Genomic DNA, 16,779 nt, shown 5'->3' with positions numbered 1-16,779 from the left:
ATTTTGAAAAAATGATTATACCCCCCCCCTGTGAATTTAAGCTTAAAATAAAAATAATTTAAATTTCAAGTTTTAAAAAACTAAGATTTGCTATAATTTATAAAAAATAATATAGGAAAATTTATGCCAAAACGAAACGATATTAATACCATTTTACTTATAGGAAGTGGCCCTATTATTATAGGACAGGCTTGTGAATTTGATTATTCTGGTACTCAAGCTATTAAAACCTTAAAAGAACTAGGCTATCGTGTCGTACTTATAAACTCAAATCCAGCAACCATTATGACAGATCCTGATTTTGCTGATGCAACTTATATAGAACCTATAACTAAAGAAAATATTTTAAGCATTATCAAAAAAGAAAAAGTTGATGCTATTTTACCTACTATGGGTGGTCAAGTTGCCTTAAATGCTGCAATGCAAATTTATGAAAGCGGACTTTTAGGAAAAGTAAAATTTTTAGGAGCTAATCCTGAGGCAATCAAAAAAGGAGAAGATCGTCAAATTTTTAAAGAAAGTATGAAAAAAATTGGTATGGATCTTCCAAAATCTATGTATGCTTATAATTACAATGAAGCCTTAAAAGCTATAGATGAAATAGGTTTTCCTTTAATGATACGCTCTTCTTTTACTTTAGGCGGAGCTGGAAGTGGGGTTGTTTATAATCTAGAAGAATTTCAAGAACTTGCCCAACAAGCACTATCTTTAAGTCCTATAGGTGAAATCTTAATAGAAGAAAGCTTACTAGGTTGGAAAGAATATGAAATGGAAGTTATTCGTGATAAATTCGATAACTGCATTATAGTTTGCTCAATAGAAAATTTAGATCCTATGGGAGTTCATACTGGAGATAGTATCACTATAGCACCTGCTCTTACCTTAACTGATAAAGAATATCAGGCTATGCGTAATGCTTCTTTTGAAATTTTACGTGAAATTGGAGTAGATACTGGAGGATCAAATGTTCAATTTGCCATAAATCCTGAAAATGGTAGAATGATAGTAATAGAAATGAACCCTAGAGTTTCAAGATCAAGTGCTTTAGCAAGTAAAGCAACAGGCTATCCCATAGCAAAAGTAGCTACACTTTTAGCAGTAGGGTTTAGTTTAGATGAAATTAAAAATGATATTACGGGAACCCCTGCTTCTTTTGAACCTGTAATTGATTATATAGTAACTAAAATTCCGCGTTTTGCTTTTGAAAAATTTCCTAAAGCAGATAAAATTTTAGGGACTTCTATGAAAAGCGTTGGCGAAGTTATGGCCATAGGACGCACCTTTAAAGAAAGCATACAAAAAGCTCTTTGTTCACTTGAAAAAAATTATGATGGATTTAATGAAATCAATATCAAAGATAAAAATGAACTTGTCTTTAATATAAGAAATGCTAACGAAAAAAGACTTCTTTATATAGCTGAGGCTTTTAGAGAAGGTCTAAATATCAATGAAATTTATGAGTATTCTAAAATAGATACTTGGTTTTTAAATCAAATCAAAGAAATTATTGATTTTGAGAAAAAAATAGATATGGATATTTTAAACAATAAAAATTTACTAAGAAAAGCTAAAACTATGGGTTTTTCTGATAAAAGAATTGCACATTTAATAAATACAAAAGATAATTTAGAATTAAGTCAAAATGATATTTATTACGCAAGAGTCAATCAAAATATCATAACCGAATTTCACGAAGTAGATACTTGCTCAGGTGAATTTAATGCTATTACGCCTTATTATTATTCTAGTTTTAATGTTTTAGAACTCACTCAAAGCATAAACAAAAAAGAAAAAAAAGAAAAAAAGGTAATGATTATAGGCGGGGGACCAAATAGGATAGGACAAGGGATTGAATTTGATTATGCTTGTGTTCAAGCTTCTTTTGCTTTAAAGGATATGGGTATAAAAACTATAATGTATAATTGCAATCCAGAAACTGTTTCAACTGATTATGATATTAGCGATGTGCTTTATTTTGAACCTATTGATTTTGAACATTTAAGAGCCGTAATAGAAAAAGAAAAACCAGATGGTATTATTATTCATTTTGGAGGGCAAACTCCTTTAAAATTTGCTAAACAGCTCAGTGCTTTTGGAGCTAAGATTATAGGGACAAATGCTAGAGTCATTGATCTTGCTGAAGATAGAAAAAAATTTTCAGAATTTATTGTAAAACTTGGAATCAATCAGCCTAAAAATGGTACAGCCTATAGCATAGAAGAAGCTATTTTAAAAGCAAATGAAATAGGTTATCCTGTTTTAGTGCGCCCAAGCTATGTTTTAGGTGGGCGTGCTATGCGTATTGTCCATAATGAAGAAGAATTAAAACTTTATGTTAAAGAAGCTGTTAAATTAAGCAATAAAAGCCCTATTTTGATTGATCAGTTCTTAGATAATGCAAGCGAATTTGATGTTGATGCAATTTGCGATGGTAAAAATGTTTATGTAGCAGGAATTATGGAGCATATCGAAGAAGCTGGAATTCACTCAGGCGATAGTGCTTGTTCATTACCACCTTGCAATATCGATGAAAAAATACAAGAATTAATCATACAAAAAACAGCTGATATAGCTTTAAATTTAGGAGTGATAGGACTTTTAAACATACAATTTGCTCTTTATCAAAATGAGCTTTACATTATAGAAGTAAATCCTAGAGCTAGTAGAACCGTTCCTTTTGTAAGTAAAGCAACAGGTATAGCCTTAGCAAAAGTGGCAACACGTGTAATGTGGCAAGGAAATTTAAAAGAGGCTTTAAATTTTTATGATAAATTCGGAATTGTTAAAGAAAAAAATGGAATTTTAAGACCTAAAAAATCTCAAAGAATCAATTTAAAAGGTGTTGTTTTTCCTTTTTCTAAGCTAAGCGGAAGTGATTTAGAACTTGGACCCGAAATGAGATCAACTGGTGAAGTAATGGGAATTAGTAAAGATTTTGCTAATTCTTATGCTAAAATTCAAATTGCCTCATCTAATAATCTTCCAGAAAAAGGAAGTATTTTTATATCTTTAAAAGATGAAGATAAAAAATATACTAAAAAAATCGCCTCTGAATACTCAAAACTCGGTTTTAAACTTATGGCTACAAGTGGAACTTATAAAGAAATTGTTAAAAATGGTTTTGAGTGCGAGTTAATCTACAAAATATCAGAAGGACGCCCCAATGTTGAAGATAAGTTAAAAAATGGAGAAATAGAACTTGTTATTAATACAAGTGATGAAAATAGTTTTAAAGAAGATACAAGAAAAATAAGAGCTAATATTATACGTTTTAAAACTCCTTATTTTACAAATTTAAGAGCTGCTTTTGCAGGAGCAAAAAGTATAAAAGCTATACAAGATAAAACTTATTTAGAAGTTAAAAGTTTGCAAGAGTGGCTTAATGAAAAATAAAAATATTTTCACAAGTAAAGATCAATTATTTAATTTGTATCAAAATGATTGTAATAAATTATTACCTAAATTTGAAAAACAAATTGATTTAATCTTTGCCGATCCTCCTTATTTTTTATCAAATAATGGATTAAGCATTCAAAATGGTAAAATCGTTAGTGTCAATAAAGGAAATTGGGATAAAGGTAATGATATTGAAATAATAGATAAATTTAATTTAAAATGGTTAGCTAATGCAAAAATAGCACTTAAAGATAGCGGAAGTATTTTAATTAGTGGAACTTATCATAACATTTTTTCTCTTGGTAGAATTTTGCAAAAACTTGATTTTAAAATTTTAAATATTATTACTTGGCAAAAAACAAATCCACCACCAAATTTTAGTTGTCGCTATCTTACACACTCAACAGAACAAATTATTTGGGCTAGAAAAAGTCATAAACATAAACATATTTTTAATTATGAAATTTTAAAAAAACTAAATAATAGCAAACAAATGCGTGATGTTTGGACTTTTAATGCTATATCTCCTTGGGAAAAAATAAATGGAAAACATCCTACACAAAAACCTTTAGCTTTATTAATTAGACTTATACTAATGGCAAGTAATGAAAATTCATTAATTTGCGATCCCTTTAGCGGAAGTTCAACAACAGGTATTGCAGCGAATTTATTAAATAGAAAATTTATAGGCTTTGAAAAAGAAGAAGAATTTATTAAGATATCGATAGCACGAAAAATAGAGCTTGAAAATAATTTTAATACTATTAAAAATAAAATTAATGATTTAAAATTAATAAACAAAGCAAAATTATTTTAAGGAGAAATAATGATTTTAGGTGGAAATGGAGGAGCTAATACTCAAACTGGTTTAGTATTTGAAGGAAAAGTAGATTTAGCAACTTTTTTATCACAGCAAAATGGTTATTTTATAAATGAAAAACAAGAAGTTTTTTATAACAATAAAAAAATAGCAAAAATATTTAAAAAATATAGATTGTATGATTTTTTACAAGAGCTTGGAATCGATTGGAAAAACATTATTTCAAAAAGACTCTTACCTGATGATAGCATCTTTGTGGTCATTAATAACACTATATATATTATTGAATGCAAATTTCAAAGTGTAGCAGGTTCTGTAGACGAAAAATTACAAACTTGTGATTTTAAAAAAAAGCAATATCAAAAACTATTCTCTAGGGTAAATATAGAAGTAGAATATATTTATCTTTTAAATAATTGGTTTAAAAAAGAAGAATATAAAGATGTTTTAGATTATATTATTAGTGTGCGTTGTCAATATTATTTTGAGTATATCCCCTTGCAAAAATTAGGTTTGCCAATTCCTTAAAAATGATCTACTTAGCACAAACTGATACAACGGCGGGATTTTTAAGTAAAAATTTAGAAAAGCTTAATGCTTTAAAAAATAGAGATCAAAAGCAATTTTGCATTATAACAACAGCTAAATTTGATGAACTTAAAAAACTCGCAAGGGTTCCAAAATATTTTAAAAATTTGATAAGAAAAAGTAAAAAAACTACTTTTATTTATCCAAATTTAAAAGCTATTCGCATTATAAAAGATCATCCACACGAAGAATTTTTAAAAGAATGGGATTGGCTTTTTTCCACTTCGGCAAATAAACACGGAGAAAAATTTGATGAAATTTGGGCAAGAAGCGTTGCAGATAAAATTATAGATCAAAAACTCTTTGAAGATAATGCTTCTAAAATTTTTAAATTAAGCAAAAAAAGAAAAAGAAAAATACGCTAATTTTAGATGACATTTTTAGTATATAATATTTATTTTCAAAAAGGATAAATTTGAAAAAGCAAATTAGTTTAAATCTTGCTTGGGGCTTAGTGGTTCTAGGTGGAATCATTGAATGTTTTTGGGTAAGTGGTCTAAAATACGCTAATACCTTGCCTTTATATATCTTAACAGGTGTAGGAATTTGCATTTCATTTACTTGTGCGGTTATTGCCATGAAAAAGATTGAAGTTAGCATTGCTTATTCTGTATTTGTAGGAATTGGAACAGCTGGAGTGGTACTAGTTGAAATGTTTTATTTTAAGGAAAATTTTTCTTTATTTAAAATTATACTTATTTTAACCTTACTTAGCGGAGTTATAGGTCTTAAACTTATAAGTAAAGAAAATAAAGATTGAGTTATAAAATGAGTTGGTTTTTTTTATTTTTAGCAGGTTGTATGGAAATCATAGGCGTTATAGCTATGAAAAAACTAATTAATACAGGTAAAAAAATCTTTTTATTTGCTATTTTGATTCAATTTTCTCTTAGTTTTAGTTTTCTCTCCTTGGCCATGCGTGAAATTTCTATGGGAGTAGCCTATGCTATATGGACAGGTATTGGTGCTGGAGGTGGTGTTATCGTTGGAATTATACTTTTTAAAGAAAGTAAAAATATTTTAAAATTTTTCTTTCTTAGCTTAATATTAGCTTCAAGTATAGGCTTAAAACTTTTAGGAAATTAATGAAAATTTATATCAGTGGCATTCATACAGATGCAGGAAAAACCCATTTTAGTGCAAGTTTTTGCGCAAATTTTGATTATGATTATTTTAAATTAATTCAAGCAGGAACGCCAACAGATAGCCAAAAAATAGCTAAATTTTGTCCAAAAACTAAAATTTTTAAAGAGGGTATTTTCTTAAAAACTCCAGCTTCTCCTCATCTTGGAAAAATCAAAGAAAATCTCACCTTTAAAGCTCTTGAAATTCAAATTCCAAAAAGTGAAAATTTACTTATAGAAATCGCTGGAGGACTTTTTTCTCCTATAGATGAACATTATACTATGATAGATTTTATGAGCACATTTAAATTTCCTACTATTTTAGTGGCAAAATACTATCTTGGTAGCATTAATCATATTTTATTAAGCATAGAAGCCTTAAAAAAAAGATCTATCGATATTATAGCTCTTGTAATGATGGGACAAAAAGATATTTTACAAGATAACTTTATACAAAATTACTCTCAAATTCCTATCATTAATTTAGAGTTTCTAGATGCAAAAAATCTTATTAATTTAGAATTTCAAAAACAAATGAATACTCTTCTTAAAAATCTTTAAAAATTTCTTTTAAACTTTGCACTACATAAGAAACTTGCTCTTTAGTGACAATATAAGGGGGCATAAAATATATAGTATTGCCAAGCGGTCTTAAAAGCAAACCTTTAATTAAAGCCCTTTTATATACTTCAAGCCCTGCTCTTTGATATTTGCTTTTTATGATATCAAAGGCACTAATCATTCCACAAGTTCTAAAATTAGCCAAAAACTCAAATTCTTTTAATTTAGCAAATTCTTCTTTAATGAAAAAACTTAAATCTTTATTTTTTTCTATGATATTTTCTTTTTCAAAGATATCAAGAACAGCATTAGCAGCTGTGCAAGCTAAAGCATTTCCCGTATAGCTATGAGAATGCAAAAAAGCTTTTTGCGCTTCATAAGGAGCATAAAAAGCATTATAAATTTCATCTTTTGTTACAACTACAGATAAAGGCATAAAACCTCCAGTAATCCCTTTAGAAAGACAAATAAAATCCGGTTTTTGTCTGCATTGCTCAAGAGCAAAAAGCGTGCCTGTGCGTCCAAAACCAACTGCGATTTCATCGAAAATAACTTGTACTCCATAATAACGACAAAGTTTTATAGCCTCATCTATAAATTCAGCCTTATACATATGCATATTTCCTGCACATTGCACTAAAGGTTCTAATATAAAAGCACAAAGCTCGTTAGAATGCTTTTCTAAAATATTTTTTAATATATTTAATTCTTTTTCAAAGTCTTCACCCAAAGGCACAGGAGTATTTAAACACTCTAACAATAAAGGAGTATAAGTTTTCTTATAAAGTGATACATCTCCTACACTTAAAGCTCCCAAAGTCTCCCCGTGATAAGAATTGCTTAAAGATAAAAATTTATTTTTTCTTTTATTTTGATTTAAAAAATAATGAAAACTCATTTTTAAAGCTATTTCTACTGCAGAAGAACCATTATCTGCATAAAAACATTTACTAAATTTATCTCCCAAAAGTGAGCAAAGTCTTGAAGATAATTTTATAATAGGCTTATGCGAAAAACCCGCTAGAATTATATGTTCTAAAACATCAAGTTGATCTTTTATGGCTTTACTTATATAAGCATTAGAGTGACCAAAAAGATTTACCCACCAAGAACTTATACAATCCATATAAGCTTTATCATCAAAATCATAAAGCCATATTCCTTTTGCCTTTTTTATAGGAATTAAAGGTATATTTTCGTGATCTTTCATTTGTGTGCAAGGATGCCAAATATATTTTAAATCCAAATTTTTCAAATCACCATACATCATTTAGCCTTTAAAATTCAAAATAATAAATATCTTATAATTTTCTTTAATTTTTAATTCTTTAAAAGAATTAATTATAAAAAATATTTTAGATTTATTTTACCTACTAAGATATTTTATATAATAAATACTTATATTTATTCTAAAAAATTTTAAAAACTTGCTTTTATTAAAACGTCAATATAAGTTTTTGTTTATTTTATATTATTTATTAAAACTATTATGGATAAATTATAAAAATTCTTAAGTAAAAATTAAATTTATTTTATATTTAAGAGTAGTAATTTAAATAAGATTTGGTGTCAAGGGGGAGACTTGAACTCCCGACCTCCGGCTTATGAGACCAGCGCTCTAACCAGCTGAGCTACCCTGACTAAAAAAGCAAATTTAAAACATAAAAAAGAATTATAGCTTTTTTTTCTAAAAATTTTCTGATTTTGTTTATTTATAAAATTTTAGCTATAATAATTGCTTTTTTAGACAGGTGTCCGAGCGGTTTAAGGAGCACGCCTGGAACGCGTGTAAAGTTAAAAGCTTTCGAGGGTTCAAATCCCTTCCTGTCTGCCATTTAATTAAAACTTCAAATACTCATTAAATTTTTTCAATCAGCCAAGCAGCACTTGAATTTGTTTTTTTTTGATAGAATACCAGAAAAAGTAATGGATTTATAATGCTTCAATCAAGATTGTTTATGAATTTAAAGGGTATAGGGATATCATTTATACCAAGATATTTTTTCCAAATAAATTTAAATAAAATTTTTAATGAAATTCTAAAATACAACACTAAAGAATTAGAAAATATACAAACTAGAGTTAAGTATTATAATAAAATAAATCAATTTTTCACACCAGCAAAAAAAGAAAAAATAGGAAAATTTTCTTTTAAAAAAACTTCTTATACTTTTGATGCTTATGAAATTAGCAAATACTTCAAAGATGGATTTTTACGGGATAAAGATTTTAATGATATAAGACATACTTTCAAAAATCCAACTATTTGTAAATCACGACCACTAGAAGATAATAATAAAAATAATATTTTATTAAAACTTAATAAAAATAGACATTTTTGTTTTTTAAAGGATGATATAAATTACGAAAATAAAAAAGATATAGCGATTTTTAGGGGTGCTGTATATCAAGAACATAGAAAAAATTTTTTTCACTCTTATTTTAATAAAACATTTTGCGATATAGGAGATACTTCAAAACAACCTAATCAATGGAAAAAATCTTTTTTAAGTAAAAAAGAACAGATGAAATATAAATTTATAATTTCATTAGAAGGCAATGACGTAGCAAGTAATTTAAAATGGGCGATGAATTCTAATTCTTTAGTTTTGGCTCCAAAAATGACTTGTGAAACTTGGTTTATGGAAGGATCTTTAAAACCAAATTAACATTTTGCTTTAATTGATAATGAAAATTTAGCTAAAGCGATTGATCATTTTAATAATCATCCCAAAGATGCATTGGAAATTATCCATAACGCACATAAACACATCAAACAATTTTTAGATAAGAAAAAAGAATTTCATATAGGAATTTTAGTTTTAGCTAAATATTTTTACTACTCTGGGCAACTTTCTTGATAAAAAAGAATACGAAAAAGACATTCTAGCATTGATTAAGTAATTTGTCTTTTTTAAATTAATTTTATATTATAGTAATTTTAAATTTTTAAGAATGAATTATTTTTGAATTCTATAACTTATTAAATTTTATATACATTTTAATTTATCAAAATATTTAAAAAATATTAATTCGATTTTCATTTTCAGCCAAAAAAAAGTAATATTACGATAGAATTTTAAATTTTAAGGGGCATTAGCTCAGCTGGGAGAGCACAACGCTGGCAGCGTTGGGGTCAGCGGTTCGAACCCGCTATGCTCCACCATATGGTTCCGTAGCTCAGCTGGTAGAGCACTACCTTGACATGGTAGTGGCCGTTGGTTCAAGTCCAATCGGAGCCACCATTTAACTTCTTAGCTTTCAAAAATACCTAAAATTGCAAATTAATATTATCTTGTTTATATAAAAAAAATAAATATCATTAATTTTTATAAATAATTTATTTAAATTTTATACTAAATATTTTTATATTTTATGATACTAAAAAATACATAAACATTATAGTATTAAATATATTTTTAAAAGATTTAAAAAATATATTTTTTAATTATTAGGAAAAAACTACAATAATTCAATTATATATAGATAATGCAGCGTAACTTTCTTTATTTAAAATAGATATTTATAAATATTAGCTAAAATTTAATCAAACTACAAATTTAATTTTTATAATAAAATTAATATTTTTATTTTAAAAGGAGATGAATGCAAGAACTAATTATAGAATTAGCCACTTTAAAAGATTTAGACTCTATATTGAAAATAACTCAAAACGCTTTAATATCTATGAAAAAATTAGGCTTTCATCAATGGAATGAAAACTATCCAAATTTTGAAATCTTTACTCAAGATATCGATAAAAATCATCTTTATATTTGTCGCAAAAAAGAACAAATTCTAGGTTTTGTTTGTATCAATGAACTTTTTATGGAAGAATACAAAGATGTACATTTTAATCCTAAATTTAATAATAAAGCTCTATATTTACATCGTTTAGCAGTCAATCAAAATTTCAAAAGACAAGGAGTTGGTTTTAAGCTTTTAAATTTTTGCGAAGAATTTGCTATAAGAAATAATAAATTAAGCTTAAGAGCAGATACATTAAGTAAAAATTTACCTATGAATTCGCTTTTTAAAAAATTAAATTATCAATTTTGTGGCGAATTTAATATAAAAAATTATAATGATAAATTCTTTGCTTATGAAAAAATTCTAAAAAACTTTAACTTTGATTAATAAAAATTTTGTAAGAAAAATATTGTTATAATAAATCTTTACGTAGCAGACAATTTTAAGGAATTTTAATGTTAAAAGAATTACTCGAAATAAAAAAAGAAATGGAGCCTGTAATCCACGATGCTAATGTAAAACTAAATGTTTTAGCAAGAGAAGTTATAGTGCGTAAAAAAGAATATGAAATTTATGGTCCTATGATAGATCGTGTTTATCTTGATAATGCTATTTATGTTAAAGTTATGTCTAGCGGACGTGATGCCAAAACAGATAATGTGCAAATTAAAACTGGTTTTTATATGGTTTTTGTTGCCCCAGAAAAAGAAAGTACAAAAGATATAAAAAATAAACTCAAAGTAGCCTATGAAGCACTTGATAATAAATTTATTTCAACACTTATAAAATCATGTCAACGCTTTAAAGAAATTATTTCAAAAACTCAAGCTACTTTAGCAAAAGCTTCTCAAATGAATGTTTTGGTAAAAACGAATTTAGGCGAAGCTAGCTCAGCTTTAAAATTTAATATCACTATAGAATACACCAAAGACAACCAAAAGCTTACTAGAGAAAATTCAAAATCAGCAGGAAGTTTTAGAGATACAAAGACTTATATTAATTTAGTTGTTGAAAAAAATACAGATTCTAGAGTATGTGAAAAATTACTTGATGATGTTGAAAAATATTTTATTGGTGGTGGGTGAGATTATTTAGACTTGTTAATTTTTATAATTTTTTAAATAAAAAAGATGCTTTTATATATCTTTATTATAAAAATATCCAAAGAAATTATATGTTTTAATTTTTTATTTCTTTTTTTTGATTACAAAATTTTCTAAAAATTGGACAAATATAAAAGTTTTCAAGATTGATTTTTAAAAATTATTACTTTCTATAAAATATTATTATATTAAAAAGATATTTTTATATTTAAAAAAAGAATTTCTAAATGCTATAAAAATATCTTCGTCAAAATTTCCTAACTAATATAATTATTTGTGTTTGGTTCAAATTTCTTTATATTTAAGACTTAGAATCCAGACTAAAAATTTATTGTTTCAAAAGTTTTTATTCTATCATTTCGTTTTTAATATCTAAAAACAATCATAAATTTAGGAATTATAAGCTACTTTAAATAATTTTAGTAAAAAACCCAAATCATAGAATTTTAAAAATATAAAAATAACTTTTATTTTTCTAATTTAAAGTGTAAAAGTTAGATTCAACATTTTATTTTAAGAATATAATCAATACTATCAAAATATTTGAAATATTTTAAAAGAATAGCTAAAATAAATTTTACTTTAATCTTCTAAAAATCTTATTTAAAAGATAATATAAATTAAATGTTTTTCTTTAAAATTCAAAGATAAAACCAAATAATATTTTAAACTGCTCAAAAAATACATTCTTAAAATTGCAAGAAATTTTACTAGTCTAGAATATAAAATTTAATACTTTATAATCATTTTTTAAATATAATTTATAATTAAATATTTCTTAAAAAGCAAAAAAAATACAATTATATACCTACCAAGATAGTTTAATCTTGTATAATTATTTAAAATACTTGAAATTAAAAATTGATTTATTCTCTTTTAATTTTATTTTTAAATTTAATATTATTCCCTTTGTTTTACTTCATCTTCAACCTCAAGTAAAAATCTCTCTACAAGTTGATCTTCTTTTAATTTAGCCACCACTTCTCCATGTCTTATTACAAGTCCTTGGTTTTTACCAAATGCTATGGCAACATCAGCCCCTTTTGCTTCACCTAAAGCATTTACAACACAACCCATTACACTGATATTTAAAGGTTTATTGATATGTTTAGTTTTTTCTTCAACTATTTTTATAGCTTTTATAAGATCACTTTGAATTCTCCCGCAAGTTGGACAAGAGATGATATTTACTCCACTTTTTTGCACACCACTATCTTGCAAAATTGCTCTTGCTACGCGAATTTCTTCTTCTAGCTCTCCTGTCATTGAAACTCTTATTGTATCACCTATACCTTTAAGAAGTAAATTCCCCAAAGCAATAGAACTTTTTATTGTACTATGAAATTTAGTTCCGGCTTCAGTAACACCTAAGTGAAAAGGATAATCACAAAGTGGTCTTAATCTTTCATAAGCTTCTATAGTTTTTTGTGCATCTGAAGTTTTCATAGAAATTTTAATATCAAAAAAGTCTAAATCTTCCAAAAGTTTAATATTATACAGAGCACTTTCAAGCATAGCATCAACATTATATCCGTATTTATCACTAAATTGCTTTTCAATTGATCCATGATTTACGCCTATGCGTATAGGAATACTTCTTTCTTTACACGCCTTAACTACGTCTTTTACATTTTCTTTAGAACCTATATTTCCAGGGTTTATCCTAATACCATCAATAAATTCAGCACAAAAAACAGCTAATTTATGATTAAAATGTATATCAACAATTAAAGGCAAAGGGCTTTTTTGCTTAATCTCTTTTAAAGATCTAGCATCTATCATATCTAAACACGCTAAACGCACCATATTGGCTCCTGCAAAATATAAACGATTAATTTGATCTAATGAGCCATCAATGTCTCTTGTCTTAGTAAATAACATAGATTGCACAGAAATTGGAGCACTTCCTCCGATCGTAACATCACCTACTTTAATTTCTCTTGTTTTAAATCTTTTATACATTATAAACTTCTTTTAATTTATTTTCATTTGTATATTTTTTTAATAAAAGTTTATTTTATTATTTTTTTGATAAAATTTTATAAAAATATTTAAAATTATAGGATTTTTAATGCAAGAAAAATCGGATTTTTCCAAAGGCTTAGTTATTTGGCTAACAGGTTTAGCAGGAAGTGGAAAAAGTTATATTGCTGAAGCTTTATATAAAAAATTGTGTTTAAAATATAAAAATATTATTTATCTTGATGGAGATGAATTAAGAGATTTACTTGGAAATTACGATTATGATAAACAAGGACGCATTAATATGGCGTTAAAAAGATCTCAATTTGCCCATTTTTTAAGTTCTCAAGAAATGATAGTTATAGTAAGTACAATTTCAATGTTTAAAGAAATTTACGATTATAATAGAAAAACTTTAAAAAATTATTGTGAAATTTATATCCAATGCGAACTTGAAGAGCTTATTAAACGTGATAAAAAAAATCTTTATACCAAAACAATAAATAAAGAGATTAATAATGTTGTAGGTATTGACTTAAAATATGATGAACCAAAACCAGATTTAATTATAGATAATAATCAATTTGGTAATTTAGAACAAAAAGTTGAAAATATTTTAAATTTTTTAAAAATTTAAAATATTTTTCTAAAAATAAATTAAAATCTAATTATATTTTATCACTTAAACATAGTATTTATAATTTATTTTTATAAAAAAGTATAAAAGTATTTACTTTTATACTTTTTTAATCACTATTTCATCATTATTAGCATCAATTAAAATACTATCGTTTTCATTCAATTTATCAGATAAAATCATATCGCTTAATTTATCCTCTATCATATCATAAATAGCTCTTTTTAAAGGTCTTGCTCCAAATTCAGGATCAAAACCCTCTTTTGCAATCAAAAGTGCTCCTTCTTCACTAAGCTCTGCTTTAATCCCTTTATTAGCCAAATTTTTTTGCAAATCTTTAAAAAGAAGCTTAACTATCTCATAAGCCTCATCTTTTCCTAAAGGGTTAAAGGTAATAATATCATCTAAACGATTTAAAAATTCTGGTTTAAAGAAATTTTTTAATTCGTTTTTAATTGCATTTTCTTTTTCTTCGCCATCTAAATTCATAATAGCCAAAGAAGCAATATTTGAAGTTAAGATTATAATGGTATTTTTAAAATCAACTACAACTCCTTTGCTATCAGTTGCTCTAGCATCATCTAAAATGCCTAAAAGTATGTTAAAAACATCTTTATGAGCTTTTTCAACCTCATCAAATAAAAGCACACTATAAGGCTTACGACGCACAGCTTCAGTTAATTCTCCACCTTCTTCGTGTCCAATATATCCTGGAGGTGCTCCTAAAAGTCTTGATACACTATGTTTTTCCATAAATTCACTCATATCAAAACGAATCATTGCTTTTTCATCATCAAATAAAAACTTTGCCAAAGCTTTAGCTGACTCTGTTTTTCCTACTCCAGTTGGTCCTAAAAATAAAAAACTTCCTATAGGTTTATTGTCTGCATTAAGCCCTGCTTTATTGCGCTTTATAGCTCTTGCTAAAGCAGCTAAAGCTTTATCTTGACCTATGACACTTTCTTTTAAATGTTTTTCAACTTCTAAAAATTTAATTTTTTCAGAAGTAAGCATTTTTTGCACACTTATGCCTGTCCATTTGCTTAAAATTCCAGCTACTAAATCCTCATCTACTTGATTTTTAAGCAAAACTCCATTTTCACTCATTTTCTTCCATTTTTCTTCGGCATTTAAAAGCTCTTTTTCTAAACTTGGAATTTTACCATATTCTAGCTCAGCAGCTTTTTGAAACTCTCCTTTATTTTTAGCCAAATTAGCTTCATTTCTTAAAAGATCAATTTCTTTTTTCTTTGAACTTATCTCATCAAAAACAGCCTTTTCGTTTTCAAATTGAGAATTTAAAGTATTTTGTTTTTCTTTTAAATTAGATAATTCTTTAGTTATCTCTTCAAGCCTTTTTTGATTTTTTTCATTATTTTCCATTTTTAAAGCTTCATTTTCAACTTCTAAAGTTTCTATATCTTTTCTCACTTTTCTTAAAGAACTTGGTTCGCTTTCTATTTGCATTTTAAGTTCAGCTGCAGCTTCATCAATTAAATCAATAGCTTTATCAGGTAAAAACCTATCTGCAATATAACGTTTAGAAAGTTTTGCAGCAGCTACTAAAGCACTATCATTAATACTTACATTATGGTGTATTTCAAGTCTTTCTTTAATACCTCTTAACATTGCCAAAGCTTCATTAATACTTGGCTCACCAACATTTACAGGTTGAAAACGACGTTGTAAAGCAGCATCTTTTTCAAAGTATTTACGATACTCTTTTAAAGTTGTTGCTCCTATAGTATGAAGTTCACCTCTTGCAAGTGCCGGTTTTAAAATATTTGCCGCATCCATACTACCTTCACTTGCCCCAGCTCCAACAATAGTATGAATTTCATCAATAAAAAGTATAATATTTTCACTTTTAATTACTTCATTAACAACAGATTTCAATCTATCTTCAAATTCACCACGATATTTTGCACCAGCTATTAATGCACTCATATCAAGAGCAATTAATTTTTTATTTTGCAAAGAAGTTGGAACATCTTTTTTAACAATTCTTTGTGCTAAAGCTTCTACAATTGCAGTTTTTCCAACACCAGGTTCTCCTAATAAAATAGGATTATTCTTGGTTTTGCGAATTAAAATTTGCATTAATCTTTCTATTTCTTCTTCTCTACCTATGACAGGATCAAGCTTTGATTCAATAGCTTTTTGAGTTAAATCAATACCAAATTTATTAAGAGCATCTAAAGTTTCATCACTTGTTTTACTATCTATTTTACGTCCAGCTCTTAAACTTTGCAACTCTTTTTGAAATTCTTTTATATCTAAAAATTTAGATAAAATTCCTCTAATAGGTTCTTTTTCACTCTCACTTATTAGCCAAATATCTACAGATAAATAACTATCTCCATTAGCACTCATTAAACCTTTAGCATTTTCTAAAGAATTGACTATTTCATTAGAAAATTTAATATTTTCTTTTGTTACATTTGAACTTGTTGCAAGATTTGAAATTTTGCTTTTAATCTCAAGCTCTAAAGCTTCTTTAGAAATATTTAATTTATTTAAAATTTGATTTAAAATACTAGCACTATCTACAGTTAAAGCCCATAAAAGATGCAAAGGAACTACTTCATTATTTTTAGAATATATCGCTAAAGATGCTGCACTTTCAAGATTTGAAAGCATAGAATCTGTTAAATAATCTTGTATATTTGCCATAACCCATCCTTAATTATTTCATTTTTTAGATTATTATATAACTTTAGTCATATTATGTCAAGTTTATTTATATATTTTTATTAATTTTATTTATATAAATACTATAAATATAATTATATAATAATTATGTTTTTCTAGATATATTCTTGATTTATTTACGATTCT

14 protein-coding genes and 4 tRNA genes are annotated in these 16,779 nt (G+C 26.4%); 14 read left to right on the top strand and 4 right to left on the bottom strand.

What is annotated here, in order from left to right; genetic code table 11:
- The first annotated feature begins 123 nt into the window (after window positions 1-123).
- From carB to JG676_RS02525, 7 genes are read left to right on the top strand one after another with little or no spacing between them, the layout of a single operon-like run.
- Window positions 124-3,393: a carbamoyl-phosphate synthase large subunit gene (carB, locus tag JG676_RS02555; protein ID WP_200217225.1), complete on the top strand. Its 3,270-nt coding sequence runs from the start codon at window positions 124-126 to the stop codon at window positions 3,391-3,393.
- Entirely contained in the window at window positions 3,383-4,213 is an 831-nt protein-coding gene (locus JG676_RS02550; protein WP_200217224.1) for a site-specific DNA-methyltransferase, read from the top strand. Before carB ends, JG676_RS02550 begins: the two co-directional genes overlap by 11 nt.
- A 9-nt stretch (window positions 4,214-4,222) precedes the next feature.
- A complete protein-coding gene (locus tag JG676_RS02545) occupies window positions 4,223-4,744 on the top strand; it encodes a PD-(D/E)XK nuclease superfamily protein (RefSeq protein ID WP_200217223.1) in 522 nt (173 codons plus the stop codon).
- Window positions 4,745-4,746: 2 nt separating this feature from the next.
- The gene (locus JG676_RS02540) at window positions 4,747-5,169 is read left to right on the top strand and encodes a Sua5 YciO YrdC YwlC family protein (RefSeq protein ID WP_200217222.1); all 423 of its coding nucleotides are present in this window, start codon (window positions 4,747-4,749) and stop codon (window positions 5,167-5,169) included.
- Window positions 5,170-5,219: 50 nt separating this feature from the next.
- On the top strand, window positions 5,220-5,564 hold the full coding sequence (locus JG676_RS02535) for a multidrug efflux SMR transporter (RefSeq protein WP_200217221.1): 345 nt from the start codon (window positions 5,220-5,222) through the stop codon (window positions 5,562-5,564).
- A gap of 8 nt (window positions 5,565-5,572) precedes the next feature.
- Complete coding sequence (locus JG676_RS02530; RefSeq protein WP_200217220.1) at window positions 5,573-5,890, top strand: multidrug efflux SMR transporter; 318 nt, start codon at window positions 5,573-5,575, stop codon at window positions 5,888-5,890.
- Window positions 5,890-6,489, top strand: coding sequence for a dethiobiotin synthase (locus tag JG676_RS02525; protein WP_200217219.1), 600 nt, complete (start codon window positions 5,890-5,892; stop codon window positions 6,487-6,489). The genes JG676_RS02530 and JG676_RS02525 overlap by 1 nt, the downstream gene beginning before the upstream one ends.
- Here the strand turns inward: JG676_RS02525 and JG676_RS02520 are convergent.
- Window positions 6,476-7,756 carry an adenosylmethionine--8-amino-7-oxononanoate transaminase gene (locus tag JG676_RS02520; RefSeq protein ID WP_200217218.1) on the bottom strand — a complete coding sequence of 427 codons (1,281 nt, stop codon included), beginning with the start codon at window positions 7,754-7,756 and terminating at the stop codon, window positions 6,476-6,478. The genes JG676_RS02525 and JG676_RS02520 overlap by 14 nt on opposite strands.
- A gap of 297 nt (window positions 7,757-8,053) precedes the next feature.
- Window positions 8,054-8,130, bottom strand: a tRNA-Met gene (locus tag JG676_RS02515).
- A 104-nt stretch (window positions 8,131-8,234) separates the two neighbouring features.
- Between JG676_RS02515 and JG676_RS02510 the strand changes: the two genes are divergently transcribed.
- The 6 genes from JG676_RS02510 to JG676_RS02485 all read left to right on the top strand — a co-directional run bounded on the left by JG676_RS02510 (window position 8,235) and on the right by JG676_RS02485 (window position 11,324).
- A tRNA-Ser gene (locus JG676_RS02510) sits at window positions 8,235-8,323 on the top strand.
- A gap of 103 nt (window positions 8,324-8,426) precedes the next feature.
- A complete protein-coding gene (locus JG676_RS02505; protein WP_246801787.1) occupies window positions 8,427-9,158 on the top strand; it encodes a lipopolysaccharide biosynthesis protein in 732 nt (243 codons plus the stop codon).
- 421 nt (window positions 9,159-9,579) lie between these two features.
- Window positions 9,580-9,655 (top strand) — tRNA-Ala (locus tag JG676_RS02500).
- Between the two features lie 3 nt (window positions 9,656-9,658).
- Window positions 9,659-9,734: transfer RNA gene (locus JG676_RS02495), tRNA-Val, on the top strand.
- 361 nt (window positions 9,735-10,095) lie between these two features.
- A complete protein-coding gene (locus tag JG676_RS02490; RefSeq protein WP_200217217.1) occupies window positions 10,096-10,626 on the top strand; it encodes a GNAT family N-acetyltransferase in 531 nt (176 codons plus the stop codon).
- Window positions 10,627-10,694: 68 nt separating this feature from the next.
- Entirely contained in the window at window positions 10,695-11,324 is a 630-nt protein-coding gene (locus JG676_RS02485) for a hypothetical protein (protein ID WP_200217216.1), read from the top strand.
- A 918-nt stretch (window positions 11,325-12,242) separates the two neighbouring features.
- Here the strand turns inward: JG676_RS02485 and ispG are convergent.
- Window positions 12,243-13,307: a flavodoxin-dependent (E)-4-hydroxy-3-methylbut-2-enyl-diphosphate synthase gene (gene ispG / locus JG676_RS02480; RefSeq protein ID WP_200217247.1), complete on the bottom strand. Its 1,065-nt coding sequence runs from the start codon at window positions 13,305-13,307 to the stop codon at window positions 12,243-12,245.
- A 106-nt stretch (window positions 13,308-13,413) separates the two neighbouring features.
- Here ispG and JG676_RS02475 point away from each other — a divergent pair, with 106 nt between their 5' ends.
- Window positions 13,414-13,941, top strand: coding sequence for an adenylyl-sulfate kinase (locus JG676_RS02475; RefSeq protein WP_200217215.1), 528 nt, complete (start codon window positions 13,414-13,416; stop codon window positions 13,939-13,941).
- A gap of 99 nt (window positions 13,942-14,040) precedes the next feature.
- On the opposite strand, the gene JG676_RS02470 is transcribed toward JG676_RS02475, so the two are convergent.
- On the bottom strand, window positions 14,041-16,614 hold the full coding sequence (locus JG676_RS02470) for an ATP-dependent Clp protease ATP-binding subunit (RefSeq protein WP_200217214.1): 2,574 nt from the start codon (window positions 16,612-16,614) through the stop codon (window positions 14,041-14,043).
- Between the last annotated feature and the right edge of the window lie 165 nt (window positions 16,615-16,779).

Source organism: Campylobacter sp. 2018MI34 (assembly GCF_016598975.1).
Classification (GTDB): domain Bacteria; phylum Campylobacterota; class Campylobacteria; order Campylobacterales; family Campylobacteraceae; genus Campylobacter_D.
This window is presented reverse-complemented; position numbering and strand designations above follow the sequence as displayed.

Excerpts from the sequence above, each read along its gene's own strand:
- carB (WP_200217225.1), top strand. The coding sequence starts at position 124 with ATGCCAAAACGAAACGATATTAATACCATTTTACTTATAGGAAGTGGC.
- JG676_RS02550 (WP_200217224.1), top strand. The coding sequence starts at position 3,383 with ATGAAAAATAAAAATATTTTCACAAGTAAAGATCAATTATTTAATTTG.
- JG676_RS02545 (WP_200217223.1), top strand. The coding sequence starts at position 4,223 with ATGATTTTAGGTGGAAATGGAGGAGCTAATACTCAAACTGGTTTAGTA.
- JG676_RS02540 (WP_200217222.1), top strand. The coding sequence starts at position 4,747 with ATGATCTACTTAGCACAAACTGATACAACGGCGGGATTTTTAAGTAAA.
- JG676_RS02530 (WP_200217220.1), top strand. The coding sequence starts at position 5,573 with ATGAGTTGGTTTTTTTTATTTTTAGCAGGTTGTATGGAAATCATAGGC.
- JG676_RS02525 (WP_200217219.1), top strand. The coding sequence starts at position 5,890 with ATGAAAATTTATATCAGTGGCATTCATACAGATGCAGGAAAAACCCAT.
- JG676_RS02520 (WP_200217218.1), bottom strand. The coding sequence starts at position 7,756 with ATGTATGGTGATTTGAAAAATTTGGATTTAAAATATATTTGGCATCCT.
- JG676_RS02505 (WP_246801787.1), top strand. The coding sequence starts at position 8,427 with ATGCTTCAATCAAGATTGTTTATGAATTTAAAGGGTATAGGGATATCA.
- JG676_RS02490 (WP_200217217.1), top strand. The coding sequence starts at position 10,096 with ATGCAAGAACTAATTATAGAATTAGCCACTTTAAAAGATTTAGACTCT.
- JG676_RS02485 (WP_200217216.1), top strand. The coding sequence starts at position 10,695 with ATGTTAAAAGAATTACTCGAAATAAAAAAAGAAATGGAGCCTGTAATC.
- JG676_RS02475 (WP_200217215.1), top strand. The coding sequence starts at position 13,414 with ATGCAAGAAAAATCGGATTTTTCCAAAGGCTTAGTTATTTGGCTAACA.
- JG676_RS02470 (WP_200217214.1), bottom strand. The coding sequence starts at position 16,614 with ATGGCAAATATACAAGATTATTTAACAGATTCTATGCTTTCAAATCTT.